Source organism: Dolichospermum flos-aquae CCAP 1403/13F (genome assembly GCF_012516395.1).
GTDB classification, from domain to species: domain Bacteria; phylum Cyanobacteriota; class Cyanobacteriia; order Cyanobacteriales; family Nostocaceae; genus Dolichospermum; species Dolichospermum lemmermannii.
The window spans coordinates 487,674-511,092 of record NZ_CP051206.1; the positions used below are offsets into that span (position 1 = coordinate 487,674).

30 protein-coding genes and 2 pseudogenes are annotated in these 23,419 nt (G+C 37.4%); 19 read left to right on the forward strand and 13 right to left on the reverse strand.

Annotated elements, in window-relative coordinates; translation table 11 throughout:
* Positions 1-106 precede the first annotated feature (106 nt).
* Positions 107-2,275, forward strand: coding sequence for a peptidase domain-containing ABC transporter (locus HGD76_RS02575; protein ID WP_168694871.1), 2,169 nt, complete (start codon positions 107-109; stop codon positions 2,273-2,275).
* A 71-nt stretch (positions 2,276-2,346) separates the two neighbouring features.
* A complete protein-coding gene (locus HGD76_RS02580) occupies positions 2,347-2,634 on the forward strand; it encodes a hypothetical protein (RefSeq protein WP_168694872.1) in 288 nt (95 codons plus the stop codon).
* Between the two features lie 210 nt (positions 2,635-2,844).
* Here HGD76_RS02580 and HGD76_RS02585 read toward each other — a convergent pair whose 3' ends face one another.
* The gene (locus HGD76_RS02585; protein WP_168204421.1) at positions 2,845-3,012 is read right to left on the reverse strand and encodes a hypothetical protein; all 168 of its coding nucleotides are present in this window, start codon (positions 3,010-3,012) and stop codon (positions 2,845-2,847) included.
* 559 nt (positions 3,013-3,571) lie between these two features.
* On the opposite strand from HGD76_RS02585, the gene HGD76_RS02590 reads away from it, so the two are divergent.
* From HGD76_RS02590 to HGD76_RS02600, 3 genes are all read left to right on the forward strand, one after another.
* Entirely contained in the window at positions 3,572-3,757 is a 186-nt protein-coding gene (locus HGD76_RS02590; RefSeq protein WP_148762441.1) for a hypothetical protein, read from the forward strand.
* A gap of 306 nt (positions 3,758-4,063) precedes the next feature.
* Complete coding sequence (locus HGD76_RS02595; protein WP_148762439.1) at positions 4,064-4,273, forward strand: hypothetical protein; 210 nt, start codon at positions 4,064-4,066, stop codon at positions 4,271-4,273.
* A gap of 360 nt (positions 4,274-4,633) precedes the next feature.
* The gene (locus tag HGD76_RS02600) at positions 4,634-4,810 is read left to right on the forward strand and encodes a hypothetical protein (RefSeq protein ID WP_168694873.1); all 177 of its coding nucleotides are present in this window, start codon (positions 4,634-4,636) and stop codon (positions 4,808-4,810) included.
* Positions 4,811-5,316: 506 nt separating this feature from the next.
* On the opposite strand, the gene HGD76_RS02605 is transcribed toward HGD76_RS02600, so the two are convergent.
* Both HGD76_RS02605 and HGD76_RS24780 read right to left on the reverse strand, forming a co-directional pair.
* Positions 5,317-6,252 (reverse strand): alpha/beta fold hydrolase, encoded by a 936-nt coding sequence (locus tag HGD76_RS02605; RefSeq protein ID WP_168694874.1) that lies wholly within the window; start codon positions 6,250-6,252, stop codon positions 5,317-5,319.
* A gap of 232 nt (positions 6,253-6,484) precedes the next feature.
* Entirely contained in the window at positions 6,485-6,664 is a 180-nt protein-coding gene (locus HGD76_RS24780; protein WP_233467018.1) for a zinc ribbon domain-containing protein, read from the reverse strand.
* Positions 6,665-6,740: 76 nt separating this feature from the next.
* On the opposite strand from HGD76_RS24780, the gene HGD76_RS02615 reads away from it, so the two are divergent.
* The 4 genes and pseudogenes from HGD76_RS02615 to frr all read left to right on the forward strand — a co-directional run bounded on the left by HGD76_RS02615 (position 6,741) and on the right by frr (position 8,660).
* On the forward strand, positions 6,741-6,908 hold the full coding sequence (locus tag HGD76_RS02615) for a hypothetical protein (protein WP_168204419.1): 168 nt from the start codon (positions 6,741-6,743) through the stop codon (positions 6,906-6,908).
* Between the two features lie 49 nt (positions 6,909-6,957).
* Positions 6,958-7,122, forward strand: a pseudogene (locus HGD76_RS02620) (thioredoxin family protein); the annotation flags it as partial.
* A gap of 274 nt (positions 7,123-7,396) precedes the next feature.
* A complete protein-coding gene (gene pyrH / locus HGD76_RS02625; protein ID WP_015081365.1) occupies positions 7,397-8,125 on the forward strand; it encodes a UMP kinase in 729 nt (242 codons plus the stop codon).
* Positions 8,112-8,660: a ribosome recycling factor gene (gene frr / locus HGD76_RS02630; RefSeq protein WP_015081366.1), complete on the forward strand. Its 549-nt coding sequence runs from the start codon at positions 8,112-8,114 to the stop codon at positions 8,658-8,660. Before pyrH ends, frr begins: the two co-directional genes overlap by 14 nt.
* A gap of 346 nt (positions 8,661-9,006) precedes the next feature.
* On the opposite strand, the gene HGD76_RS24785 is transcribed toward frr, so the two are convergent.
* From HGD76_RS24785 to HGD76_RS02670, 7 genes are all read right to left on the reverse strand, one after another.
* Complete coding sequence (locus HGD76_RS24785; RefSeq protein ID WP_210967707.1) at positions 9,007-9,183, reverse strand: PIN domain-containing protein; 177 nt, start codon at positions 9,181-9,183, stop codon at positions 9,007-9,009.
* 128 nt (positions 9,184-9,311) lie between these two features.
* On the reverse strand, positions 9,312-9,584 hold the full coding sequence (locus HGD76_RS02645; protein WP_039202113.1) for a hypothetical protein: 273 nt from the start codon (positions 9,582-9,584) through the stop codon (positions 9,312-9,314).
* Positions 9,585-9,716: 132 nt separating this feature from the next.
* Complete coding sequence (locus HGD76_RS02650; RefSeq protein ID WP_168694875.1) at positions 9,717-10,151, reverse strand: helix-turn-helix transcriptional regulator; 435 nt, start codon at positions 10,149-10,151, stop codon at positions 9,717-9,719.
* Positions 10,152-10,266: 115 nt separating this feature from the next.
* A complete protein-coding gene (locus HGD76_RS02655; protein WP_168694876.1) occupies positions 10,267-11,430 on the reverse strand; it encodes a hypothetical protein in 1,164 nt (387 codons plus the stop codon).
* A 282-nt stretch (positions 11,431-11,712) separates the two neighbouring features.
* Complete coding sequence (locus HGD76_RS02660) at positions 11,713-12,063, reverse strand: DUF1257 domain-containing protein (protein WP_015081375.1); 351 nt, start codon at positions 12,061-12,063, stop codon at positions 11,713-11,715.
* Positions 12,064-12,206: 143 nt separating this feature from the next.
* Positions 12,207-13,718, reverse strand: a complete 1,512-nt coding sequence (gene ycf46, locus HGD76_RS02665) for a stress-responsive protein Ycf46 (protein WP_168694877.1) — start codon at positions 13,716-13,718, stop codon at positions 12,207-12,209.
* A 90-nt stretch (positions 13,719-13,808) separates the two neighbouring features.
* On the reverse strand, positions 13,809-14,156 hold the full coding sequence (locus tag HGD76_RS02670; RefSeq protein WP_015081377.1) for a slr0373 family blue light stress response protein: 348 nt from the start codon (positions 14,154-14,156) through the stop codon (positions 13,809-13,811).
* A 283-nt stretch (positions 14,157-14,439) separates the two neighbouring features.
* Between HGD76_RS02670 and HGD76_RS02675 the strand changes: the two genes are divergently transcribed.
* The 4 genes from HGD76_RS02675 to HGD76_RS02690 all read left to right on the forward strand — a co-directional run bounded on the left by HGD76_RS02675 (position 14,440) and on the right by HGD76_RS02690 (position 18,225).
* Positions 14,440-14,823, forward strand: coding sequence for a hypothetical protein (locus HGD76_RS02675; RefSeq protein ID WP_168694878.1), 384 nt, complete (start codon positions 14,440-14,442; stop codon positions 14,821-14,823).
* A 64-nt stretch (positions 14,824-14,887) separates the two neighbouring features.
* Entirely contained in the window at positions 14,888-16,696 is a 1,809-nt protein-coding gene (locus HGD76_RS02680; RefSeq protein ID WP_168694879.1) for a P-loop NTPase family protein, read from the forward strand.
* Positions 16,697-16,710: 14 nt separating this feature from the next.
* Positions 16,711-17,694 carry a diguanylate cyclase regulator RdcB family protein gene (locus HGD76_RS02685; protein ID WP_168694880.1) on the forward strand — a complete coding sequence of 328 codons (984 nt, stop codon included), beginning with the start codon at positions 16,711-16,713 and terminating at the stop codon, positions 17,692-17,694.
* Positions 17,695-17,781: 87 nt separating this feature from the next.
* Complete coding sequence (locus HGD76_RS02690) at positions 17,782-18,225, forward strand: DUF29 domain-containing protein (protein WP_168694881.1); 444 nt, start codon at positions 17,782-17,784, stop codon at positions 18,223-18,225.
* A gap of 34 nt (positions 18,226-18,259) precedes the next feature.
* Here the strand turns inward: HGD76_RS02690 and HGD76_RS02695 are convergent, their stop codons facing one another.
* Together HGD76_RS02695 and HGD76_RS02700 are read right to left on the reverse strand one after the other, a co-directional pair.
* Positions 18,260-18,601, reverse strand: coding sequence for a HepT-like ribonuclease domain-containing protein (locus tag HGD76_RS02695; RefSeq protein WP_168694882.1), 342 nt, complete (start codon positions 18,599-18,601; stop codon positions 18,260-18,262).
* Entirely contained in the window at positions 18,591-18,881 is a 291-nt protein-coding gene (locus HGD76_RS02700) for a nucleotidyltransferase family protein (protein ID WP_148762421.1), read from the reverse strand. The genes HGD76_RS02695 and HGD76_RS02700 overlap by 11 nt, the downstream gene beginning before the upstream one ends.
* A gap of 154 nt (positions 18,882-19,035) precedes the next feature.
* On the opposite strand from HGD76_RS02700, the gene HGD76_RS02705 reads away from it, so the two are divergent.
* The 6 genes and pseudogenes from HGD76_RS02705 to HGD76_RS02730 all read left to right on the forward strand — a co-directional run bounded on the left by HGD76_RS02705 (position 19,036) and on the right by HGD76_RS02730 (position 23,170).
* Positions 19,036-19,389, forward strand: a complete 354-nt coding sequence (locus HGD76_RS02705) for a hypothetical protein (RefSeq protein WP_168694883.1) — start codon at positions 19,036-19,038, stop codon at positions 19,387-19,389.
* On the forward strand, positions 19,386-19,892 hold the full coding sequence (locus tag HGD76_RS02710) for a hypothetical protein (protein WP_148762417.1): 507 nt from the start codon (positions 19,386-19,388) through the stop codon (positions 19,890-19,892). The genes HGD76_RS02705 and HGD76_RS02710 overlap by 4 nt, the downstream gene beginning before the upstream one ends.
* A 355-nt stretch (positions 19,893-20,247) precedes the next feature.
* On the forward strand, positions 20,248-21,402 hold the full coding sequence (locus HGD76_RS02715) for an NAD-dependent epimerase/dehydratase family protein (protein WP_168694884.1): 1,155 nt from the start codon (positions 20,248-20,250) through the stop codon (positions 21,400-21,402).
* 186 nt (positions 21,403-21,588) lie between these two features.
* Positions 21,589-22,749, forward strand: a complete 1,161-nt coding sequence (locus HGD76_RS02720) for a glycosyltransferase family 4 protein (RefSeq protein ID WP_148762413.1) — start codon at positions 21,589-21,591, stop codon at positions 22,747-22,749.
* A gap of 41 nt (positions 22,750-22,790) precedes the next feature.
* Positions 22,791-23,003 (forward strand): annotated as a pseudogene (locus HGD76_RS02725) (hypothetical protein); the annotation flags it as partial.
* An 11-nt stretch (positions 23,004-23,014) separates the two neighbouring features.
* Positions 23,015-23,170 carry a hypothetical protein gene (locus tag HGD76_RS02730; protein WP_233467019.1) on the forward strand — a complete coding sequence of 52 codons (156 nt, stop codon included), beginning with the start codon at positions 23,015-23,017 and terminating at the stop codon, positions 23,168-23,170.
* On the opposite strand, the gene HGD76_RS25090 is transcribed toward HGD76_RS02730, so the two are convergent.
* The gene (locus HGD76_RS25090) at positions 23,099-23,365 is read right to left on the reverse strand and encodes a DUF7219 family protein (protein ID WP_041458604.1); all 267 of its coding nucleotides are present in this window, start codon (positions 23,363-23,365) and stop codon (positions 23,099-23,101) included. The genes HGD76_RS02730 and HGD76_RS25090 overlap by 72 nt on opposite strands.
* Between the last annotated feature and the right edge of the window lie 54 nt (positions 23,366-23,419).

The following is a 23,419-nucleotide window of genomic DNA, read 5'->3' on the forward strand; positions in this document are numbered from 1 at the left end:
GTTAAGTAATAGCACAACCCGACAAAAACAGCACAATAGAACAAAGACTTGCATAAAGTTGGGTTTCCTATCGTCAACTCAACCTACTAAACTTTTTTGGATAATTATGTTCAATATCTTTAAAAATCATCAAAATTATCAGTGTACTTTACAGTTAAGTGAAGAAGACTGTGGGGCAGCTTGTTTAGTTTCTATTACCAAGCACTATGGACGCTTTTTAAGCATGATTAAAAGCCGAGAAGCTGTGGGGACTGGACAATTAGGAACAACATTATTAGGTTTAAAACGAGGTTCAGAAAATCTCGGTTTCAATGCTAGAGCGGTCAAAGCTTCTCCAGAAATCATAGACAGAATTACAGAAATTACATTACCTGCAATTATTCATTGGCAAGGCTATCATTGGGTGGTTTTATATGGTAAAAAAGGCAAAAAATACGTTATTGCCGATCCGGCTGTGGGACTTCGTTATCTGACCAAAGAAGAATTAACCAATGCTTGGAATGGCGTAATGCTCTTATTAGAGCCAGATTCAGACCGCTTTTTTGAACAACCCCAAGAACAATCAAAAGGTGGTATCACGCGGTTTTTTTACCGGATTTTACCATTTCGTGGTTTATTAACTCAGGTTTTAATGATTAATATTGTCCTGGGTTTACTAGCTCTAGGAACTCCTGTTTTAATTCAATTATTGACAGATGATGTTCTCGTGCGTGGAGATGTGCAATTACTCACTGTTGTAGTTTCCGCAGTCATAGTTATGAGTTTATTTAGTGGAGGTTTACAAGTATTTCAAGCCTTAATGATTTCTCATTTTGGGCAAAGATTACAATTGGGTTTAGTCTTGGAATTTGGTCGTAAACTACTGCAATTACCCTTAAATTATTATGAATCTCGTCGCAGTGGGGAAATTACTAGCCGACTACGAGATATTGGCGAAATTAACCAATTAGTATCCCAGATTGTGATTGTTTTACCCAGCCAATTTTTTATTGCTGTGATTTCTTTTTGCTTAATGTTATTTTATAGCTGGCAATTAACAATAGCAGTTTTATTAATTGCTGCTTTTATGACTTTATCAACCTTACCTTTTTTACCAATTCTTCAGCAAAAAACCCGCAGCCTCTTAGTTTTAGGAGCAGAAAATCAAGGTGTTTTAGTCGAAACATTTAAGGGCGCACAGGTAATTAAAACTACAAATGCTGCTCCTCAATTTTGGGATGAGTTTCAAAGTCGGTTTGGTCGTCTAGCAAATCTGGCTTTTAGTACGGTTCAAATAGCAATTATCAACGGGACTATTGCTAAAATTATATCTACAATTGGTGGTGTTATCTTGTTAGGATTGGGGAGTATGTTAGTAATTAAAGGCAATTTAAGCATTGGACAAATGTTAGCTTTTAATACTTTGCAAGTCAATGTTTTAGCTTTAATCAACTCATTAGTTGGCTTTGTTGATGAATATTTTCGTTCCCAAACAGCAGTTTCTCGATTATTAGAAGTTATTGATGCGACACCGGAAGTGGTGGGAGGAAGTCAAAAGCCAACTGCACAAATTTCTAGTGTGGCAGATATTAATTGCTCTCATCTTCAATTTCATCACGCAGGTAGAATTGACTTGTTAGATGATTTTTCTCTTCAGCTTCCTGGAGGAAAAACTATTGCTTTAATTGGTAAATCTGGCTGTGGTAAAAGCACTTTAGCTAAATTATTAGCTGGTTTATATGTCCCAGATTCTGGTAATATTCGCATTGGTTTTTTTAATATCCAAGATATTGCTTTAGATTGTTACCGACAACAAGTAGTTTATGTTCCCCAAGAACCTCATTTTTGGAGTCGGACAATTTTGGAAAACTTCCGTTTGGGTACACCTAATATTTCTTTTGAAGACATAGTTGAAGCTTGTGATATTGCTGATGCAGATGGTTTTATCAGTCAATTACCTAATAAATATCAAACCGTATTAGGGGAGTTTGGTGCAAATCTTTCTGGGGGACAAAGACAAAGATTAGCGATCGCTCGCGGCATTCTCACAAATCCACCTATACTCATTTTAGATGAAGCTACCGCCGGACTAGACCCCATGAGTGAAGCTCATGTTCTAGATCGGCTTTTGGAACATCGTACAGGTAAAACCACAATTTTAATTACCCATCGTCCTAGCGTCATTCATCGTGCTAATTGGATTGTTCTCATCGAAAAAGGTCAAGTACAAATTCAAGGAACTCCGCAGACATTCCTCTCAAAACCCGGAGAGCATTTACAATTTTTAACTGTATAAATGAATATTGTCAAAGTTTTTATTTTCCTATTCTTTAGCCAAACCTAATTACTTATGTAAGGAGTAATAATATGCCGAAAAATACTCAATTATTTAGATATCTTTCCGATACAGAACAAGAATCTGTAGTTGGTGGGCAAATATTTCCCATGTTAGGTTTATTCAGTGAAGGTAAATTATTCTTCCAAAAAACTGATTTAGAAACTGAAGGGAAAAGTGATTTAAAACTCGCCTCAGGTGACTCTAACTCACAAACTAGCAAATATAAATTATCCCAAATTACTATGGCACTTTCTTTTACTTTTGGGTTAGTAACTATTAGTTCTAGCACTGACAAGTTAAGTAATTTGTTTTCATAACATAGCCAGATTTAAATTTAAATATTTTCTTGTAGGGACAGCTTTATTTTCTGCTCTACATTTTTTTGTCTGAGTTAATAAATGACTATTGATTTTTAAATTGGTAGTTTGGTTTATTTTTAATGATTAAAAAAGTCCAACTCCGCAGTGGGAATTAGACTATAAATTGATTAACAAAGAACTGAAAACTCGACGAAAATCTATGGTTTATTAAGGTAGACCAGTAACTCTTACATTGATAGTAGCTGGATAACTTCTACCACCGTAGCGAAACCTACCATTAGCCCTTATTGTTCCTTCTTTACCTCCAGATATAAGTTGTTGTTCCTCTGTAGATAAATCAAAAAGTAAATCAGATTGAATCGTATTAACTGACATCACTCTGCCTCATTCTTAACACTGATTTAATTAGCATTAGCTGGTAAACCAGTTAACAATTCAAATATAACATTCATGCAGAAGTGTTGAATGTTAAGATTTTGAGGATTGTGTCCAAGTTGTGCATTGGTATTGGTGATACCAAATTTGATCAATTAATGACTCTATTCTCAATAGACAATGAATTTTACCTGGGTAAAACGCAAAGATTGTAAAGTTTTATTGCAGGATTCAACACTTGTGACATTCATGTATGAGAAAATCATGCTTCTAAAGTTAGATAATATATCTATTTTGCATTGTCATTATAAATATATAATATCAACACTTAATATAGGAATAATGTTCACGAAAAACGCATTTTTTATGGAATTAACTATAATTTAGTTCAGCTTAAAGTATGAGATGGTAATTCATACTTTTAGTTCGTTTATTTATAACTTCAGGAGAATTTAATTCTCTCACAATAGATTTATAAATAGAAGATAGGATCGCACATAGATAATACTTTCGTTTATTTAAGTGTGTAAACTCCAACTATTTATTGAGGCTAATAATTATGTCAAATCAAGTCATTCAATCTAATTTACTTGTCGAATTATCCACCGAAGAACAGGAATTTTTATCTGGAGGAAGGAAAAAATGTTACAAGAAATGCTATTGGGTTTGTCCGAAATCTGACGATAGAGATAGAGATAGAGATGGAGGTCGTGGTGATAATGAAAATATGAGTGAGGAAGAATGATACAGCTAATCTCATCAACTCGGCAATTATTCAGTAGAGTTTAATAAATATATAGCTTCCTCAAAAATTGATTATTTTTGAGGGAGTTTCTTGTAACAGAGAAATATTAAATATTTATTTATAAATACTGTGATGATTTTGATGTATTTATACTTTCAATCATTAAAAATTAATATATAAATCAAAAGATAGAAATTATGATTATTAATTTCTAACTAGGGAATCATTAAAAATATTCAGATAAAGCTTATAAAAGGATTAGAACTGAATCATATCGATCCTATTAACTAACGGAGGCTAATAATCATGTTTAATCAGAATACCAAATTTGAATTATTTGTAGAACTATCCGCAGAAGAACAACAACTTTTATCTGGGGGATGTTACCAATCACCTCCTCCTTCTTGTAAACCTAAAAAACAAAAATGTGGTTGCGACTCCCAAAAATATGATCAATATCCAGCTTCTGAAAGGGATGAGAACTATCCTGAATCGAACTCTATGCCAGGTTGTTAATACTCTTTTTTAGTGGGTAAAGTCTATAAACTGAGCTATTCTTAATAGTCTTAGTTTTCCAACCTTGTAGTTATAGGGTGAGGAGAAATTTTCAGATAACTTGCTTGATATCAAATATCAACAGTATCTTATGCCAAAATTCGGGCGTAACTTTCTCCTCTCACCTTTTTTTACATGGCACTTTAAAATTGCCATAGCCTATCTATAGTTAGAAAATAAACTTATTTATGTGAATCAAAAGATATAAATTATAAACTAATATTTATAACTATAGAATCATTAAATTAGTGATAAATATCTTTATAAAAGAAGCATGGTTGTCCGAAGCCTAATAGAAATTAATTGAGGTTAACAATTATTATGTCAAACCAAAATATTCCATCTCAAAATATTCCATCTCAAAATATTCCATCTGATTTAGTTGTAGAACTATCCATAGAAGAACAACAGCTTCTATCTGGTCGTGGTGGTGGCTGGGGATCCCCCCGCCGTCGCTGGGGTGGTGGTTGGGGCTGGAGACCCCGCCGTCGCTGGTAATAAGTTAGCCCAATTCATTTAGATTTTAATACTCATATAGCTCATTCAAAAATAATCAGTTTTTGAGTGAGTTTTTTTAACAGACAAAAATTAAATATATATACGTCAAACAATGGAAATTCTAATTATTAGTTTATAACCATAGAATGATTACATTGATCGAAAATACCTTTATAAACTAAGCATGGGCAAATGCTCAAGTTATAGATATCTTAGCTACTCCCAGAGAAGGCGAAAAACTTAAACTTCCCTCAGCGATTGACCCGCATAAAAAGTTAGTTGCTGAGATTAAATCTGAATCCGCCTGGTATTACGAAGTTAGCAAAAATGTCCCTCAGAAGGCGTTAGCTGATTTACGCCAAGCATGGGATAGGTGTTTTAAAAAGACAGTTCCTTTTAGGAACTACGGTCAGAAACGGTAAGTTCTGCCGAGATAGCCTGTGGAGCGGACAAACCTCTTAGAAGTCATTCTAAGACCGTGATTAAACAGGAAATAAACACTAGGATTATCGCTGTCCAGATGTGTCTAGACTTTGGTAATTTTGGGTAAGTTTTATAGAACGGATAGATTGATATTGATCAATAATCCAATCCTGTAAAATAGGATTAACTAAATCAGGAGCTTCATCTTGAGGACAATGTCCCACACCTTCTAAAGGAATAAACTTTTGAACTTGGGGAAAATTGGCTAACTCTTGGCCTAAATCAATAGCTTCCCAAGGGTCAGCCGTTCCCCATAAAATAATTACCGGACAAGATAATCTAGGTAATAAGTCTTCCGGTAAAGGACCACTAGAATAAGCAGTGAACGCCAAAAATACAGCAGCAGCCCCAGGATCTTTTGCTGGTATCATCAAAATGTCAACTAACTCATCTGTCACCGTTTCCCCGTTAGCATAAGCCTGTAAAAGAATCTTTTTAACCGTTTGTGGTTGAGCTAGGCGATTGAAAAAGAAATCACCTATTGGTTTAATCGCCAAGAAATTTTGGAGAATTGGCGTACCAAATCGCTTTAGCCAAGGTAAATTTACGCGTTTACGATCATGCAATAACCGCAAAGAACAGTTAAGCAAAGCAATTCCCAAAGCCATATCCGGGTTAATTACCGCCGCTTGCATAGCCACAATACAACCAATAGAATTACCTACTAAAAATGCAGGTTCACCTACCACTTCCCGACAAAAATCTGCTACTTGTTGTCCCCAAGTTTCTAGGGTATAACTAATTTTTTCCCCTGGTGTGGGTTTAGCTGAACCACCAAAGCCAATTAAATCAATCGCATAAACTCGGCAAATTGCCGCTAAGGCTGGAATGTTTTTGCGCCAATGTAACCATGACGCACCAAAACCATGAATCAAGATCACAGCAGGTCCAGTAGTACCTTGAGTTTGGTAACAAATAGAGAAATCTTGCCAAATCCAGGTTTTTGGAGAAGTTTTCATGGTAAATGCAATATTAATAAATGAAAGTTTTTGCCGAGCGTCATCAGTTAAATTTCCGTTCTATAAAACTTACCCAAAATTACCAAAGTCTAGACACATCTGGACAGCGATAACCTTAGTGCTTATTTCCTGTTTAATCACGGTCTTAGAATGACTTCTAAGAGGTTTGTCCGCTCCACAGGCTATCTCGGTAGAACTTACCGTTTCTGACCGTAGTTCCTAAAAAGAACCGCTACGCTACAGGGATAAAAATATCCGCAAACCATCGGTCAATATTCTTAGCTGCGTTGAGGTCACGATCCTCTGTATGTCCACAATCAGGACAAACATAAACGCGGCTTTTTAATGGCATTTTATGACGATGATTGCCGCAGTTAGAGCATATTTGAGAACTGGGGAAAACCCGATCCACAAGGATTAGTTCACTTGATTCGACCTTCAATGTTGTGCTATGATATCTAGTATATCAGACATATTAGGATTTGGCAATGCCTCGGATTAAATTTAAACCACAAAATCAGGTAGCGTACGATAAATCACCTTTGCAATTTAAGGTTTTACCTGGAGTCAGGGAAAAAATTAAAGCCGTCCCTGACTGGCAGCAACGGTTGAGGGATTTTGTTGATCAACTTATTGAAGACTTGGACAAACAGTAATATATGGATAGTTATGGGTAGGAATTATCAAGCTGTTTCTACCCATAACTATATGTGGGACTCAACTCAAGATGTTACCCGCAGCTTTGGTGTAATTAGTCCACCTACAGCCTTTTTGATAGATAGCGATGGGATTATTCGCTATCAAGGGCAAATAGATGAACACACCCAAACAGCATCAGCGCAGGGAGTGGATTATTTAAGAAATGCGATTATACTCAAAACGGTTGGGACATGGACTTTTGTAAAATCACGAAAAACCTAGATTTGTAGGGGTTTAGCATTGCTAAACTCCTACCCGCTTAAATCAAATAATTAAGTTGTGTTGAGTATACTTGTTTATTGCAAGATTAGCAAATACAGCCAGCCCAAACCGAACAAATTGGAACTTTATATAAATAACAGGCAACCTAAATAGAGACAGATAGTCACTGTCCTGCTATCTTAAATTGGAGGCAATTGCAACTTTTTTGATAAAGCAGAACTTCATGGGAACGAATTACCGACGGGTTTTACTTAAACTGAGCGGTGAAGCCTTAATGGGCAACTTGGGCTACGGCATTGATCCAGAAGTGGTCGAGGGAATAGCCAAGGAAATAGGAGAGGTGATAGCCACTGGTGTCCAGGTGGCCATCGTTGTTGGTGGTGGCAATATTTTTCGAGGCATTAAAGCAGCATCAGCAGGTATGGATCGGGCAACCGCTGACTATATCGGCATGATTGCCACAGTCATGAACGCCATGACCCTGCAAGATTCCCTAGAACGGATGGGAATTCAGACAAGGGTACAAACCGCCATTGCTATGCAAGAACTAGCAGAACCATACATTCGCCGTCGTGCCATCCGTCACCTTGAAAAAGGACGGGTGGTAATTTTTGGGGCTGGTTCTGGTAATCCCTTTTTTACCACAGATACGACTGCGGCCTTACGAGCAGCAGAAATTGAAGCAGACGTGATTTTTAAAGCTACTAAAGTAGACGGCATTTACGATGCTGACCCCAAACTCCATCCTGAGGCCAAGCGTTTTATTACTCTTACTTACGCCCACGTTTTGGCTAAAGATTTGCGAGTCATGGATAGTACCGCAATTGCTCTATGTAAAGAAAATAATCTCCCTATTTTAGTATTTGACCTAACGGTGCGAGGTAACATCCACCGGGCAGTCATGGGAGAATCCATTGGCACTCTTGTGGGAGGTTCTTGTGAAATTAGCTGAAGCTGAGAGCATGATGCAAAAAACCGTTGAGTCCACTCAACGGGCTTTTAATACAATTCGTACTGGTCGCGCCAATGCGAGTTTATTGGATAAGGTACAAGTAGAGTATTACGGTACACCAACTTCCCTAAAAGCACTGACAAATATTAGCACACCAGATTCTTCAACCATCCTGATTCAGCCCTACGATAAGGGCAGCTTGAATATCATTGAAAAAGCTATCTCTTTGTCGGATGTGGGTTTAACTCCCAGTAACGACGGTAGTGTGATTCGGTTGAATATTCCCCCACTAACTAGCGATCGCCGTAAAGAATTTGTCAAACTTGCGGCTAAGTACGCAGAAGAAGGTCGTGTAGCAATTCGCAATATCCGTCGTGATGCTAACGATTCCATTCGCAAACAGGAAAAAAGTGCCGAAATCTCCGAAGATGAATCACGAGATCAACAAGACAAACTCCAAAAACTGACCAACAAGCACACAGAAAAAATCGACCACTTGCTTGTAGAAAAGGAAAAAGAGATCACCACCGTCTAAAAAAGGCAAGAGGTAAAAGGCAAAAGGCAAGAGGATGATTTTTATTTCTCTTTGCCCCCGCTTTCCCTCTTCTTCTATTCTAGAAGTTAGAAGTCACCGAGTCAGGAGTTCGATAAATGTTTCAATTGTATGATTGGAATGACCAATAGTGAATGTTTTCATAATTTGTTATTATGGGGAATAACACTGAATTACAATTATTTACAGGCATTTTAACGGTTATAATGTCAAAATGCAACTATACTTTTTACACTGAACTAGGCAACTTGCAACGGTTTTGTAGGAAGCATTCTGGGTTCTGGTAATACTTGATTTTCTTGAGTAAGCATCTCAACAAAAGCCTCAATTACTTCCTGACCATTTCTAGCAGCTTCTTCGTAAGTTTTACCATGTGTATGAAACCTGCTTTTATTTGTCCATAAATTTTAGCAGTTACATCATCTACATAATAAATTCTAATATCTGTGATAAATTGCTCAATACGAGTTAAATTTTCTTCCTTATAACTAGAATTTTCTGCCATATAAGTTAGCTCACCTACTGTGATGATAGTAGTAGCTATATCGGTTTCTCCAACTTCCTGTATATAATCCAGAACCGTCTGATTTTTCAGAAAAATTAAACTACAATGATTAGTGTCTAAAAGATACATCACTCAAAAGGATTAATACGATTATTAATTTTCACTTTACCTCTAGTTTCAGAGACTAACTTCAGACATTCTTCCAAGTCGTCTCCTACCCACGTACCAGCATGACGTAAAATTGAACGTCCTGAAGCTGGCTTATAGTTAGTTTTTTCTGATAAACTTGTTTCTTGTTTATATTTAATAAATTCTACAAATTCATCAATAAATTTTAAATTTTCTGGTAAAATAGTTAATAAATTTTGTTCAATTTTTTGTCTTAATTCAAGAGAGTTCATAATTTTGACATCCTAATTACAATTAATATAATTTTTGATATTGGAATATTTTACAAGTACATCAGACTATAGATAAATAATTTTTATTTACAAAATTTATTTATACAAAATTGTAATCAGACGTTGAGAAAGTTATTTAAAAATTACTTCCTCTCTAATCTCAATATCCAACGCACGTTGAACTTTCAAAATTTTTGTGAAACTAGAATTAGCATATTCATTAGCCTCATCACGTTGCACCTGTTGTTCCTTCACATTTAAAAGTTCTGCTAATTGTCCCTGAGTTAAACCACGAAAAATCCGTGCTTTAATAAGTGCTTCTGGTAATTCTTCTAAAGACTTACATTCCAACCTATCTATTTTCCTTGCTTTGAGGTTTTCATATTCCTCTATTTGTTCTAATAGTTCTTCTATTTCACCATTAAGTGAACCTAAATATGATTGATGTCGTAACTTTTCATTTTCATTATCTTGTGGAGGTACTTTTTCTCCCAGATTTTCTACTGCTAATTGAAATTTTTTAATCTGAGCTTTAGTAATCATATATTGACGTTCATTTAAAATCATAATTAGTGTTGAAAGAAAATAAAGGATTCTTGTAATTATTCATTATACAATAGCCTTTAGCAAAGCTAACATATTTTGAGAAAATTCTCCATGCTTTAGAGTTTAAATAAATTACTTACTTCCAAGGAGAAATAATTTCACAAATTGGATTAGAATCTTGAATTTCTATTTCCGGGTTATGCTCATTTTTTAAAGTTTCAATTATACTATTACAGTTATTTTTTGCATCCTCTGGTGATTCACCAAATGTTACAATATTATTCCAAGTTAGAACTGGTTTTCTTATAATAACTCTATAGATATAGATAGGCTTTCGGGAGGATATATTATAATTATTGTTAGTTTCAATAAAATTATCTCTTATATATTTTAGTTTATTAAATAAATCACTGAAAATACCTTCATTCATTCTATTAGATTTACTATTACTCAATTCTTGTGTGAAATTATATAATATCTCTTCATAATGACTAAAGAACTTATCTTGTAAATTTCCTAAATTATTCTTTGAATAGAGTTTTGATAAATGGTAGATTGTGAATATACCAAAAAGATACGTTATCAAGATGGTATTTTTAACAATTATTAAGATTAATGTATCGCCTTTAATATATCCATCTGGTTCTGATTTAATTAACAGGCGTTCAATATAGTTAAAACATTGTTGTAATTCATTTGAATATAGAGAAATTATATCAATATCTTTTTCATCATAAATACCTATTTTATTGAATGCTGTATCATAGGCTTTAGAAGTGAGCAAATTATTTTTGTAGACTTTTACATATTGTCTATTTTCCTTCATTGAAGTAAGTGATATATCCCGAGAACTTGAGTTTTCGCCATCGAAAAAACGATGGGTTTCAACGTAGACGGGGTTTAAATAACCCTGAATAAACTGTAATGATTTTAGTTGTGAATCAATAGAATTTCTAAATAGAATAGATATTTCTCTCTTTTCTTTATCATCTGCTAATTTTCTTGAAAGTCCATTAGTACAGAAACCAGTAAACAAAGTTCCTGAGATAGTAAATACAAAGGCAATGCTCTGGTGATTTTCAGCCCAACATTGAATTGAAGGCCAAGAATTATAAATAATCTCAAAAAGAAAGCCAGATACTATAAAAATAAAACTTGAGATTAAAATTCCTGGAGGATTTTCATTATATTGAGGAATTTTAACAGAAAATGTAAATTTTAATATCAATATTCCAGCAATTGAAAATCCAAGAATTGCTGGTAAAACTTCTGTAATGCTGTGGAAATTATTAACAACCATGATTAAATAATTTAAGCTAAACGAGATTGAGAGTATTTTATTATTTTTTCGATAAATAGACAATGATTTTCGACGTATTCAGCAAGTTTACCCTTTTGCATTAGAGTCTTGGGTTTAAAATGTGTACTCAAATCACAAAATCCTGTACATCCTTAAATCCTGTAAATCCTGATATGGCTTGCGCCACGCTACGCTATCAGACAAATAAAGACAAAAAAAAGCGGGCTAACCGCTTATTAGAAGGTTAACCCGTTTCACTTTGGGAACGCGTTACAGAAATTGTTACTGCAATACTAACTTAACGTTAGCATTTTGCAGACCGCGCTGTTTTACTTCAGCCAAAGTCTTGTTAACGGCATATTTTTGATTGATAGAGTTGATCAACTCGGTCTGGTTGTGCTTCTTAGCAACACCCCATAAGTCAGCAATGAGGTCAAAAGAACCGTCACTGTTACGAGACCAACCTAAGTCGTACTCGCCTTCCAATACAGCAACGATGTCGGAACGGAGACGCTGACCATTATAGCCACGAACATCAGCTTCAGTCTTGACGCTGATACCTAAGTCGCGCAAAGAAGACTTGAGAATTTCGGCATCAGTGATCTTGGTACGCAGAGTGCTAAAGTGAGACATTTGGGTTTCCTCCAATAAGAAGATTGATGAGAAAAACGACAACGGTTCTTTTTCAGCGAAGCCGCATTAATTGGGAACGGCTTTTTTCTATCTGTTAGCCTTGTGACTAACCTTTCCCCCTGACAAACAGCAGAGGAAAGCTTTTAAAACTCCATGCGCTGATATTCAGCAACAGAGGAGGCTGCGGGTCTAGCACGCTGTCTGGCCCAGTCTCTTAAAGCTGTGACCTGTTCTTGCATCGTTCGTGACAGCGGCAAAGTAGACTTTAATGCAGCAATAATATCTAATTGGGTGAACTCCCGATCTTGGGCGAAGGCTTCATACATAGCCGCCACGATCGCTTGTTCAATTTCTGCCCCGGAAAAGCCGTCGGACATTTTTGCTAGTTGTTCTAGATCAAATCTAGCAATTTCTTCCCGGCGTTTAGTCAGGTGAATACCGAAGATATCCTGACGTTCTTCCGGTGTGGGCAGATCCACAAAGAATATTTCATCAAAGCGACCTTTCCTCAAAAACTCTCCAGGTAAGCGTTCGACACGGTTAGCCGTCGCCATTACGAAAACTGGAGATTTCTTTTCCTGCATCCAGGTGAGGAAAGAGCCGAAAATTCTGTTTGATGTCCCCCCATCAGAATCGCCAGAACCACCGCTACCCGCAAAGGATTTATCCAATTCGTCAATAAACAGAATCGTGGGGGAAATTGATTCTGCTGTTTTCAGGGCGTTCCGCAGGTTGGCTTCACTTCGACCCACCATTGAGCCGTCGTAGACCCGCCCCATATCTAATCTCAGAATTGGTAAACCCCATAAACGGGAGGTAGTTTTAGCAATAAGTGACTTACCACAACCGGGAACACCGAGAATTAACATTCCTTTTGGTTGGGGCAACCCGTACTCTCTCGCTCTTTCGGTAAAGGCGTTGGAGCGTTGGGTGAGCCAGGTTTTTAATTCTTCCAAGCCACCCACAGCATCAATGGTTTCATCTTCTTCGATGTACTCCAAGATACCGTTGCGGCGGATGAGTTGTTTTTTCTCGGATAAAACGATATCAACTTCATTTTCCGTCAATTGCCCAGTTGTTACCTGTGCTTTGCGGTAGACTTTCTCAGCTTCATCTTTAGTTAGACCTAAAGCGGCTCTGAGTAGCTTTTCTCGCGCCTCGGTTGTCAGCCGTCGTCCACGATTTTGCTCTTGATGGGCGGTTAAAACTTTATTTAACTCAGCCATGTCAGGCAATTGAAAATCTAAAACAACAACTTCTTTTTCTAATTCAATCGGAACTTGTTGCACAGGGGACATTAAGATAATGTTCTTTTGCGTTCCTTTGAAACTAGCGATCGCGTCCCGGAGCGATCTGGTTGTTGCCGGCGCATCAATAAAGGGATGTAAATCTTTAAGAATAAATATACTGGGTTCTTTTTGCCGAATAATCCAATCAATCGCTGCTTCGGGAGAAACAGTATTGTGTTGAGTGGTATTCCGAGGTTGACCGTACTCGACGATACCGTGAGTTACTGTCCACACATATACTCGTCTTGGGGGTTTTAAATCTTGGGAAACTTTAAAAATTGACTGCTCTGCCCGCTCTTCCTCGGAGGTCACAAGGTAGATTAAAGGGTATTGAGCTTGAATTAAAATATTGAGCTCTTCTTTCATACTATCGACCTACTTGAGACCTTATAGAGACAGTACCGACCAGCGATCGCATGGCGTTAAGCCAGACTATTAATCATCATTAATTCCTATCTAACAAGGAACTAATTCTTCCTCACCCTTGGGATGGGTTTCTTCTTTTTCTCTACCATCAATGGATAGATGGTCTTGTCCGATGATTCCTGGTTGGTTGCCCAAGTTCACGAGTTCACCATCACGCAGTACGAGTGAAGTTTCACAGGTGGGACAGGAATAAATCCGGTGAGTTCGCCCATGAGCAGACGCTTCTATTTCTTCTACTAATTCTGAGTTGGTCAGGTAGAAACTGAGCGCCCGTTCTGCGAGGTCTGACATGGGTTCTGAGTCAACAGCAGAACGAATTTTAAGTCTTCTGTGCAGTTCCGGTGATAAATATAACGTAACCTTTTGCTTAGTTTGCATACAACTTTCTAGTGGTCTTACCCGGGTATGTATACCACCTTATCGGCTCTTTTCTCAGTTGTCAAGATGGTAAAGCGTTTTAACTGCAATTTTGTTACATTTCTTAATATAACTAGGATCTTGTCTGAATCAGGATGTCCAGGATTTTGGGATTTTCAGGATTTTTGTGCGGTATTTACTCTTTGTGATAATGTGGTGAAAATATTATTTGCCGTTGTTACGCTTTGTTCTGTGCGGTTTTAAGATTATTGTTGACGGTGATGCTTTCTAACATCTTTAATTTATGTCTAACAACCTTTTACAGCCTGATTCGGATGCACTACACCAGTCTGCTATTGATGTGATTACCCATGTCGGTAATGTGATGTCGGAAGGTTGTGGAATATTGAGAGATCATGATAAAAATCAGGGTGGGAATCGGTTGGAGGCTGAGATTAAAGCTATTGAAAAACATATAGGGGACAAAGCTTTGATGACGCTTTTGCGAGAGGTTTGGGGACAATTACATCAGAAATTGCAACGAATTGGGTTAAAAGAAGCTGTTGAACAGGCTACTAAAAATGATTTTCCCCGCGAGAATGTAATTAGGGAAATTTTCAGGGCAAACGCACCTAAATTCTGTAATCCATGCCCAGCAAGGGTTTCAACCTTTAGTTACAAAAATTAACAATCGTCAAAACCTTTGTCCAGTAAGCATTCTAAAAATAAGATGCGCTTGCCCTGGGGAAATTTTGAACAGTAGTTCTGTTTCTTCTCAATCTGAGGTGGAAGAATCAAATAGTATTCAAGCTGAATTAATCAGAATAAATGATCTTCTGCGGTTGTGCGGTATTTTTGGTGTAGCTACAGATTTTTTATCTTCTTTGTCTGAAATACCTCGGATTGAAGTTCCTTTTCCGCGACAATTATCATCTCTAAAAGATTCGGGTTTAGGGACTTTGGCGCTGGTGGATACCCCTGGACTTAGTGAGGATAAGTCTTTAAATTTAGTGAATGTTGTCAAGGATAGACTCATAGCCAGTTCTCTGGTTTTGGTGGTGGTGGATTATACGAAAATTGGACAAACAGATCCAGCAAAAGTTAAGAAGTTGGTGGATGAAATCGCTGCTATTAAGGGACGCGATCGCACTTATATCATTGTTAATAAAATTGATGATCGTGATCCTAATAATCCTGAAGATTTAACTACTCAACAAATTTTAAATTTGGTTAAAACTAAATATGAAATTGATGATCCTCAAAATCGAGTTTTTGAAATGTCGGCTATTAAAGGATTTTTAGCTACTAATTTTCAGCGTGAGAAGGAAATCTATCAGCCAACAGAATTACGGAAAAGGAAGAGTTTTGAGGCTCTTGGACAAAAGTATTATAGCGATTCTTGGGAAGATCGAAAAGAGAATATTTCCTTATCAGAAATGGATAAAGCCGCTAATAAGTATTGGCAAAAGTCTGGATTTGCTGATTTTATGGAGAAGGCGATCGCTCCTCTAGTACCTAGCATTAAGGATGCGTTAAATGATATTAGTCGGATATTTACTTCTTTTCTATCTTGTCTCAGCAAGCAGAAGGGAATACTTGAGCGAGATATTCAACGTCTAGAGATTGAGATTAATCAATTAGAAATAGAAATTACAGCAATAAATTCACATATTACGAACATTTCCGAAGTAGAAAATATCAAATCCAAAGCTAAAAAAGAACTAAATATTATTCTCGATACAGAAAGTCTTGGATTGTCGGGAGAAATTGACCATCATGCAAATATTTTGTTAGAAAATGCAAGAGATTTAGATCGTTCAAAGATATCATTTTGGGACTTGATTTTAAGTTCCAACTATTCCAATAGTGAAATGTTCATGGAAATCTCGATTTTCCGAGATAGATATTGCAAAACTACTGAATATTATTGCAACAGATTAACAGATATTTTACTGAATAGATTAAAGCAGATTATTGACCAAATAAATAGCGATTACTCAACGCAACACGAGTTAGTCCTTGGCAATGCACAAAAAAGATTACACAAGATAGTCCGTTGTGATATAAAATCAGACACATATAGAAATTTTATTATATCTTATGAAAAAGTAACACCAAGATCGGAATACTTCGTAAGAAATTTCAGTGACGGACATAATATGTATGGAGAAAGTTTTTCTACTGCAAATACCCCCGATAATCAACGCTTTATTTTACTATCTAGGACGGAATATCGTTGGGGATGTTATAATACAACCGCATTTGTCCCAAATGACCTAAGACCGTGGTGTGAAGATACGATCAGCAATTTTAAAAAAATTGGACAGAATATAATTTGTGATATAGAAAAGCGATTAAATGAAGATATTGATGCTTTTATTCAACAGAGAGATAATCTTCTAAAAGAATATGAAATAAGTTTGCAATTCACAATTCAGACAAAGAAAAAAATCCAGAATAGCTATAGAATCTTTGTAAGTCAGTATAGTGAATTTTTAGGTAAAACTGCTAATCTAGAGAAAGACTTAAAATATCTACAAGAATATTTCAAACAACATTAAATAAAAACTAAAAAATGTCACTTATTAACTTTAACGATCTTCAAGAAAAGGAATCTAAAATTCCTATTATTACTGATAAAATACTCGTAGATTTGGTCAGTTCAATCCAAGTCAATGACGATCTAATTAGTTTTCGCCAAAAGCAAGGATTATTTGCACAGGTTTTTGATAACCTTACAGGAACAGATCGAAAACATCAACTTGCTACAGATAAAAATGTCAATGTAGCAATGCAATCTTTCCATGATTTGGTGTTAGATATTTCTAATAATTTGAATGTTAGTAATAACGCAATTAGCGACATTAATGAAAAATTAATAGAAACTCGTCAAGCAATCCGCAACCACCGACAGGAAATTAATTTACTTACAGATATTGTCAATCAATTGCAATACAAAGTTGAAGATCACGAACATCGGATTCTGAAATTAGAACAACGAGTTTATAGAACAGAAGTTCAGCATAGAATTGAAGATGCGATCGCCGCATGGCAGTCAAAACGGACATATCAAGGCTTTCATTGGGCAATTCAAGTTGCTTTCGTCACCCGTGAAATAGTAGATTATGCTCTCGGTGATTACGAACGATTAATCACCAAAGGTAAAGACAGCCAACTGCGTCAGAGTATAAGCGATAGAATACTTCCAACCGACAACACAATTCCCGATCATCATTTTCCATTAACCAACCTCCTCAACCTGTCATATAGCGAAACATCCCAAGAAAACCAAGAACTCGCGGGTTATTTGTTGGAAGTAGAATCTATTTCCGAACAAAGACTAGGGAAAACTCTCTATTTATTTACCCTTGGTAAAACCCTAGAATTAGCCCAACTACCCAAACAACAACAGCCCCAAAATCTAGCCCAAACCGCCTTTGAACTATGCCGTAACTACCCCAATGTGATGATTTATCCGACTACCAGCAAAAGAGAATTTGTTGAGCGCATTGTGAATGAAACTGCAAGCGATAGATTAAATTTGATAACATTAGTCTAATCGCCCTTCGTAGGTTGGGTTGACAAAAGGAAACCCAACATTTCTAGACAAATAATATCCCCTCTCAAATGATTAGGAGAATAACCTATGAACACGACACTGTATGAAACCGACTTTAATCTTTGGATAGAACAAACTGTTAACCAACTCAAAAATGGACAAATTCAAGACCTAGATATAGAAAACCTAATCGAGGAGGTTCAATCAATGGGGAGCAATGACAAACGGGAAATTAAAAGCCGATTAATTGTTTTGATCATGCACCTATTAAAATATAAATATCAACCAAAAAAGAAAACAAAAAGTTGGACTTCAACTATAATAACCCAAAGAAATGAACTCGAATTAGTCTTAGAAAACAGTCCTAGCTTAAACCCATTCCTCAAAGAAAATATATCCGAGTGCTATCAGAAAGCACGAAAAAACGCCGCAAGGGAAACAAAACTACCCTTAACCACCTTTCCCCTAGAATGTCCCTTCACCTCAGAGCAAATCATAGACTCCGATTATTTCCCAGACACAAATGCTTAATATAAAAGCAGTGCGATCGCCATTTTCCATTAACTTAAAATTCTTGAGAAATAATAATTAAAATGGCTGATTTCAAAGGACTAATTTTAGTTTGAATAATGTCCCAAATAATCTCATCTTCTAAGGAAAAATAAGCATGAACTAAAATATCTCTCAATCCAGCAATTTTGCGCCATTCAATATGTGGATATTTATTTCTTATTTCTGGAGGAATTTGTTTAACTGCTTCCCCAGTCACTGATAAATTTCTAATTACCGCATCAAATCTTAATTCATCAGCAAAAAACCTATTATCATCTAATCCTTGAGTATAACGGAGAACTTTATCACAACTAATTAAAATATCATCACAATAAAGTTTTAAACTACGCGACATAAATAGCGTCTTTTTCTACAGAACTAATAATTTGAGGTTTCAACATTTTTTTAGTTACTAAATCAACAGATAAAGATAAATTATCTTCTAAGAAGAATTTTAAGTCCATATATTGATCAAAGGTAACTTTTCCTTGAAATTCTACCAATAAATCAAGATCGCTAGTATTTTTTGCTTCATCTCTTGCATAAGAACCAAATAAAGCTAAGGATATCACACCATAACTTTTAATCGTGGTTAAGTTTTTTTTCAGGAAGTTGATTAGATATTCTCTATTCATGATTATTACCTAATGTGTTTTGTCTGAATTAGGATTTAAGCATTCACAGCAATGTTTCAGATCCCCGACTTCTCTGAGAAGTCGGGGATCTTATTCTTGGAATATGTTACAATTTGCGTCATAAAATTAATAGATTAATAATTTAAATTATTACATGAAAGAAGCCAAAATCAAACTCGGATTAGTATTAGCAGGTGGCGGTGCTAAAGGCGCGTACCAATCAGGACAATATTTACATTTTTCACAGGAAGACGCATCTCTGTGTGATCCTAACCCACTGGATAAATTTTTACGCTACGCCATCAATCCTCAACAATTGCGAGCAGGAATTGAACTCTGGGTAGCCGCATTTCCTTCAGCACACAATTTTCTACCATCTCCACACAAAGCAGGTCAGATTGTCCCCACAATAGGCAATGCGATCGCGCCAAGAAAGTTTTGCGCGGCTTCAGGAAACATCAAAGCGATTAAGAGACGATTCACCAATATATTAGTTAAAACTGAATGATAAAACAGCCTTGGGGTGCGGTACAAATAAACAAGGCGCTGTGCGCTATTATTTCGGGTGTGGGGATAGGGATGATCTCCTGGGGGTGTAATGCTAATAACTCCCAGCTTCAAGAGACAAGATGGAATATATATAGAAATAATCGTTATGGTTTTGAGTTTCCTTATCCGAATACTTGGCAGCAATTAGGAAACCCAGACAACAGTGATGGTATTGCTTTAGTTTCACCAAACAAAAAAAACGTAGAAATTCGCGCCTATGCAAGTAAGCCTTTATTGAAATTCGCAACTGAAAATCCCCAGCCAGTCCCTAATTTTCGGACTCATCAGGGGTTTTCTGGGGTATTAGCTGTAGAAGCGGGGGAAAAGGTGACTGTGATTAAATTGACTATTAGCCAAGAGAACTTGGAGTATCACTGGCAAGGACAAAGCGGCAGCAAAGACTTTCAAAATTATTATCGGCTGTTTTACTACATTGCCCAGGAGTATAAAATTAGTCAATAGTCAACTTAACGTAAATTGATGTCCCTTCCAGCCAGGGAATAAATTCCCTGTCTAAAAGCTAAAGTCGGTTAAAACCGACTGTTGGAGCATATTGACACTCTCAGGGAGCCAAGCCGCGCTCGTTTTACGCTTACCGGATGCTCTTATAAATAGGATAATTTTTGATTTTGAGTTAACCAGAGTGCGTTTTAACGCACTTTAGCTTTTAGACCGGAACTTAAGTTCCGGGCAGGTTTGTTAAGCCTGACTCGGTGACTCCTGCTGTAATTGATTCCTGTCTTGATCAGAATTTAATGATGAAGAAGGGACACAAAACCTGGTAGATTTAGCTATCAGCGAGTAAAAACTGGTAAAGATGAAAGTCCTGGTAATTGGTGGTGATGGGTATTGCGGTTGGGCAACCGCGCTTTACCTTTCTAATCGAGGTTATGAAGTTGGAATTTTAGATAGTTTGGTGCGGCGACATTGGGATAATGAATTGGGTGTAGAAACTCTTACCCCAATCGCACCAATTCAGCAACGTCTCCAGCGGTGGCAGGATTTGACTAGCAAGTCTATTGATCTGTTTATCGGCGATATTACTAATTACGAGTTTCTGCACAAAGCCTTACACGAATTTCAACCAACTGCGATCGTGCATTTTGGTGAACAGCGTTCAGCGCCATTTTCCATGATTGACCGTGAACACGCTGTTCTTACCCAAGTCAATAATGTGGTTGGCACGTTGAACTTGCTGTATATCATGCGGGAGGATTTTCCAGATTGCCATTTGGTGAAATTGGGAACAATGGGTGAGTATGGAACTCCCAACATTGACATTGAAGAAGGATACATCACGATTGAACACAACGGACGCAAGGATACTTTGCCCTATCCTAAGCAGCCTGGTTCTATGTATCACTTGAGCAAAGTCCATGATAGCCATAATATCCACTTTGCTTGTCGGGTTTGGGGTTTAAGGGCTACAGACTTAAATCAAGGGATAGTTTACGGTGTCTTAACCGACGAAACGGGGATGGACGAACTGTTAATTAACCGCCTGGATTATGATGGCGTATTTGGTACAGCACTGAATCGCTTCTGTATTCAAGCAACTGTAGGACATCCCCTCACCGTCTACGGTAAAGGTGGACAAACTCGTGGCTTCTTGGATATTCGGGATACGGTGCGATGTATTGAGTTAGCGATCGCTAATCCTGCCGAACCAGGAGAATTCCGTGTGTTTAACCAATTTACCGAACTATTTAGCGTCGGTGACTTGGCGATGATGGTGAAAAAAGCCGGCAACGCTTTGGGACTAAATGTGGATATTAACCACATAGACAACCCCAGAGTGGAGAAGGAAGAACACTATTTCAACGCCAAAAACACCAAACTCTTGGATTTGGGTTTACAACCGCATCTTCTCTCGGATTCTCTACTTGATTCGCTATTAAACTTTGCTGTCAAGTATCAGCACCGAGTTGATCACCAACAAATTCTTCCCAAAGTCTCTTGGCATAGAAAATAGGTGACAGGTGACAGGTGACAGGTGACAGGTGACAGGTGACAGGTGACAGGTGATAGAAAGAGCGTAAGAGGCAACAGTAGATTAATTTTCCACTCCTGACTCCTAACTGCGCCCCTACCTCCTGACTTCTGACTCCTGACTCCTGACTCCTGACTCCTGACTCCTGACTCCTACCTCCTTCTTTTTATGAGAATTGCTCTATTTACAGAAACCTTCTTACCTAAAGTTGATGGCATCGTGACCCGCTTGCGCCATACTGTTGACCATTTACAACGTCATGGCAATCAAGTTTTGGTATTTGCCCCTGAAGGTGGTATCACTGAACATAAAGGTGCGAAAGTTTACGGAGTTAGTGGCTTTCCCTTACCTCTCTATCCAGAGTTGAAAATGGCACTGCCTCGCCCGGCAATTGGTCATGCTTTGGAAGAGTTTAAACCAGATATTATTCATGTTGTTAATCCCGCAGTTCTCGGATTATCAGGGATTTTCTATAGTAAAGTTCTGAAAATTCCTTTGGTGGCTTCTTATCATACCCACTTGCCCCAATACCTGCAACATTACGGTTTAGGGATGTTAGAAGGGTTACTATGGGAGTTGCTTAAAGCTGGTCATAATCAGGCTGAGTTAAATTTGTGTACCTCTACGGCAATGGTAAAGGAACTTTCAGCCCATGGAATTGAAAGATGTGATTTATGGCAACGGGGGGTAGATACAGAATTATTTCATCCTGATTTAGTCAGTGCGGAAATGCGATCGCGCTTATCCCAAAATCATCCAGATAGCCCCTTGTTACTGTACGTTGGTCGTCTTTCTGCTGAGAAGGAAATCGAACGTATTAAACCCATTCTAGAAGCCATTCCTGATGCCAGATTAGCATTAGTCGGCGATGGACCCCACCGACAAACTTTGGAAAAACACTTTGCCGGGACAAATACTTATTTTGTCGGTTATCTGATGGGTAAAGAATTAGGTTCGGCTTTTGCCAGTGCTGATGCCTTTATTTTTCCTTCCCGCACAGAAACACTGGGATTAGTTCTGCTAGAAGCCATGGCCGCAGGGTGTCCTGTGGTAGCAGCCCGTTCTGGAGGCATCCCTGATATTGTTACAGATGGAGTTAATGGATATCTTTTTGATCCGCAAGCCGATATTCAAGAAGCGATTAATGCTACAATCCGTCTGTTGAAACAACGGGAGGAAATCACTATTATCCGCACAAATGCCCGTGCAGAAGCAGAAAAATGGGGATGGACATCGGCTACACAACAACTTGAAGATTATTATCAAAAAATAATCTTAAATAGTCACAGGAGTCAGGAGTCAGGAGTCAGGAGTCAGAAGCGAGAATAAGAGGGCTGGCTTTTTCTCTAAATTTTCCACCTCATTCAATTGCATACAGCCAGGAATTTTTGCACCATTACCAGGCTGGCCGCAATGCTTATATATTAAGGGATTTTACCCAAGCGATCGCCTGCTTCAAATTAGCTCAAGTCATCGAACCGACAAATCAGGCTGTTCATATCCATTTAGAACGCGCCTATAAGTACCAGCAAATACCACCACCAAAGTCCTGGGATGGTGTTTGGACAATCATCACGAAGTAGTCAGTGGTCAGTTGTCAGTAGGGGCGAAGCATTTGGAAGATAAATTATCGGTCATTGCCAAAAATAGTTCTCCAAATGCTTCGCCCGTACAGTTGTCAGTAGTCAGTTCCTTCTTCAGAACCGTTACTTTGAAAAGGTTGTTCACCGATTTTCAGTTCTTTCTTTGAGTGCTTTAATTGCTTCCAAAGTAACTTAATTTGATAATAAGCCTCATCTGGTGAGATCTTGCCACCTGTTTCTAAATTGCAGATATAACTGACTTTCTGGGCAAATTCCTGTAAGTTCGCATTGAATACCAAGTTTTCTGGTTTTACATGACCATAATAGCGACCACGGGGATAGAGAAAATCTTCTTTACTCATCATTCTTTTTTCTCCATTTACTCAACTACTGATACTTTTAACCGAGACATTCCC

Excerpts from the sequence above, each read along its gene's own strand:
- HGD76_RS02660 (WP_015081375.1), bottom strand. The coding sequence starts at position 12,063 with ATGTCTCACTTTAGCACTCTGCGTACCAAGATCACTGATGCCGAAATT.
- HGD76_RS02685 (WP_168694880.1), top strand. The coding sequence starts at position 16,711 with ATGTCACTTATTAACTTTAACGATCTTCAAGAAAAGGAATCTAAAATT.
- HGD76_RS02705 (WP_168694883.1), top strand. The coding sequence starts at position 19,036 with ATGAAAGAAGCCAAAATCAAACTCGGATTAGTATTAGCAGGTGGCGGT.
- HGD76_RS02595 (WP_148762439.1), top strand. The coding sequence starts at position 4,064 with ATGTTTAATCAGAATACCAAATTTGAATTATTTGTAGAACTATCCGCA.
- HGD76_RS02615 (WP_168204419.1), top strand. The coding sequence starts at position 6,741 with ATGCCTCGGATTAAATTTAAACCACAAAATCAGGTAGCGTACGATAAA.
- HGD76_RS02720 (WP_148762413.1), top strand. The coding sequence starts at position 21,589 with ATGAGAATTGCTCTATTTACAGAAACCTTCTTACCTAAAGTTGATGGC.
- HGD76_RS02690 (WP_168694881.1), top strand. The coding sequence starts at position 17,782 with ATGAACACGACACTGTATGAAACCGACTTTAATCTTTGGATAGAACAA.
- HGD76_RS02645 (WP_039202113.1), bottom strand. The coding sequence starts at position 9,584 with ATGAACTCTCTTGAATTAAGACAAAAAATTGAACAAAATTTATTAACT.
- pyrH (WP_015081365.1), top strand. The coding sequence starts at position 7,397 with ATGGGAACGAATTACCGACGGGTTTTACTTAAACTGAGCGGTGAAGCC.
- HGD76_RS25090 (WP_041458604.1), bottom strand. The coding sequence starts at position 23,365 with ATGAGTAAAGAAGATTTTCTCTATCCCCGTGGTCGCTATTATGGTCAT.
- ycf46 (WP_168694877.1), bottom strand. The coding sequence starts at position 13,718 with ATGAAAGAAGAGCTCAATATTTTAATTCAAGCTCAATACCCTTTAATC.
- HGD76_RS02700 (WP_148762421.1), bottom strand. The coding sequence starts at position 18,881 with ATGAATAGAGAATATCTAATCAACTTCCTGAAAAAAAACTTAACCACG.
- HGD76_RS02675 (WP_168694878.1), top strand. The coding sequence starts at position 14,440 with ATGTCTAACAACCTTTTACAGCCTGATTCGGATGCACTACACCAGTCT.
- HGD76_RS02600 (WP_168694873.1), top strand. The coding sequence starts at position 4,634 with ATGTCAAACCAAAATATTCCATCTCAAAATATTCCATCTCAAAATATT.
- HGD76_RS02590 (WP_148762441.1), top strand. The coding sequence starts at position 3,572 with ATGTCAAATCAAGTCATTCAATCTAATTTACTTGTCGAATTATCCACC.
- HGD76_RS02650 (WP_168694875.1), bottom strand. The coding sequence starts at position 10,151 with ATGATTTTAAATGAACGTCAATATATGATTACTAAAGCTCAGATTAAA.
- HGD76_RS02585 (WP_168204421.1), bottom strand. The coding sequence starts at position 3,012 with ATGTCAGTTAATACGATTCAATCTGATTTACTTTTTGATTTATCTACA.
- HGD76_RS02710 (WP_148762417.1), top strand. The coding sequence starts at position 19,386 with ATGATAAAACAGCCTTGGGGTGCGGTACAAATAAACAAGGCGCTGTGC.
- HGD76_RS02655 (WP_168694876.1), bottom strand. The coding sequence starts at position 11,430 with ATGGTTGTTAATAATTTCCACAGCATTACAGAAGTTTTACCAGCAATT.
- HGD76_RS24785 (WP_210967707.1), bottom strand. The coding sequence starts at position 9,183 with ATGGCAGAAAATTCTAGTTATAAGGAAGAAAATTTAACTCGTATTGAG.
- HGD76_RS02695 (WP_168694882.1), bottom strand. The coding sequence starts at position 18,601 with ATGTCGCGTAGTTTAAAACTTTATTGTGATGATATTTTAATTAGTTGT.
- HGD76_RS02605 (WP_168694874.1), bottom strand. The coding sequence starts at position 6,252 with ATGAAAACTTCTCCAAAAACCTGGATTTGGCAAGATTTCTCTATTTGT.
- HGD76_RS02575 (WP_168694871.1), top strand. The coding sequence starts at position 107 with ATGTTCAATATCTTTAAAAATCATCAAAATTATCAGTGTACTTTACAG.
- HGD76_RS02715 (WP_168694884.1), top strand. The coding sequence starts at position 20,248 with ATGAAAGTCCTGGTAATTGGTGGTGATGGGTATTGCGGTTGGGCAACC.
- HGD76_RS02670 (WP_015081377.1), bottom strand. The coding sequence starts at position 14,156 with ATGCAAACTAAGCAAAAGGTTACGTTATATTTATCACCGGAACTGCAC.
- HGD76_RS02580 (WP_168694872.1), top strand. The coding sequence starts at position 2,347 with ATGCCGAAAAATACTCAATTATTTAGATATCTTTCCGATACAGAACAA.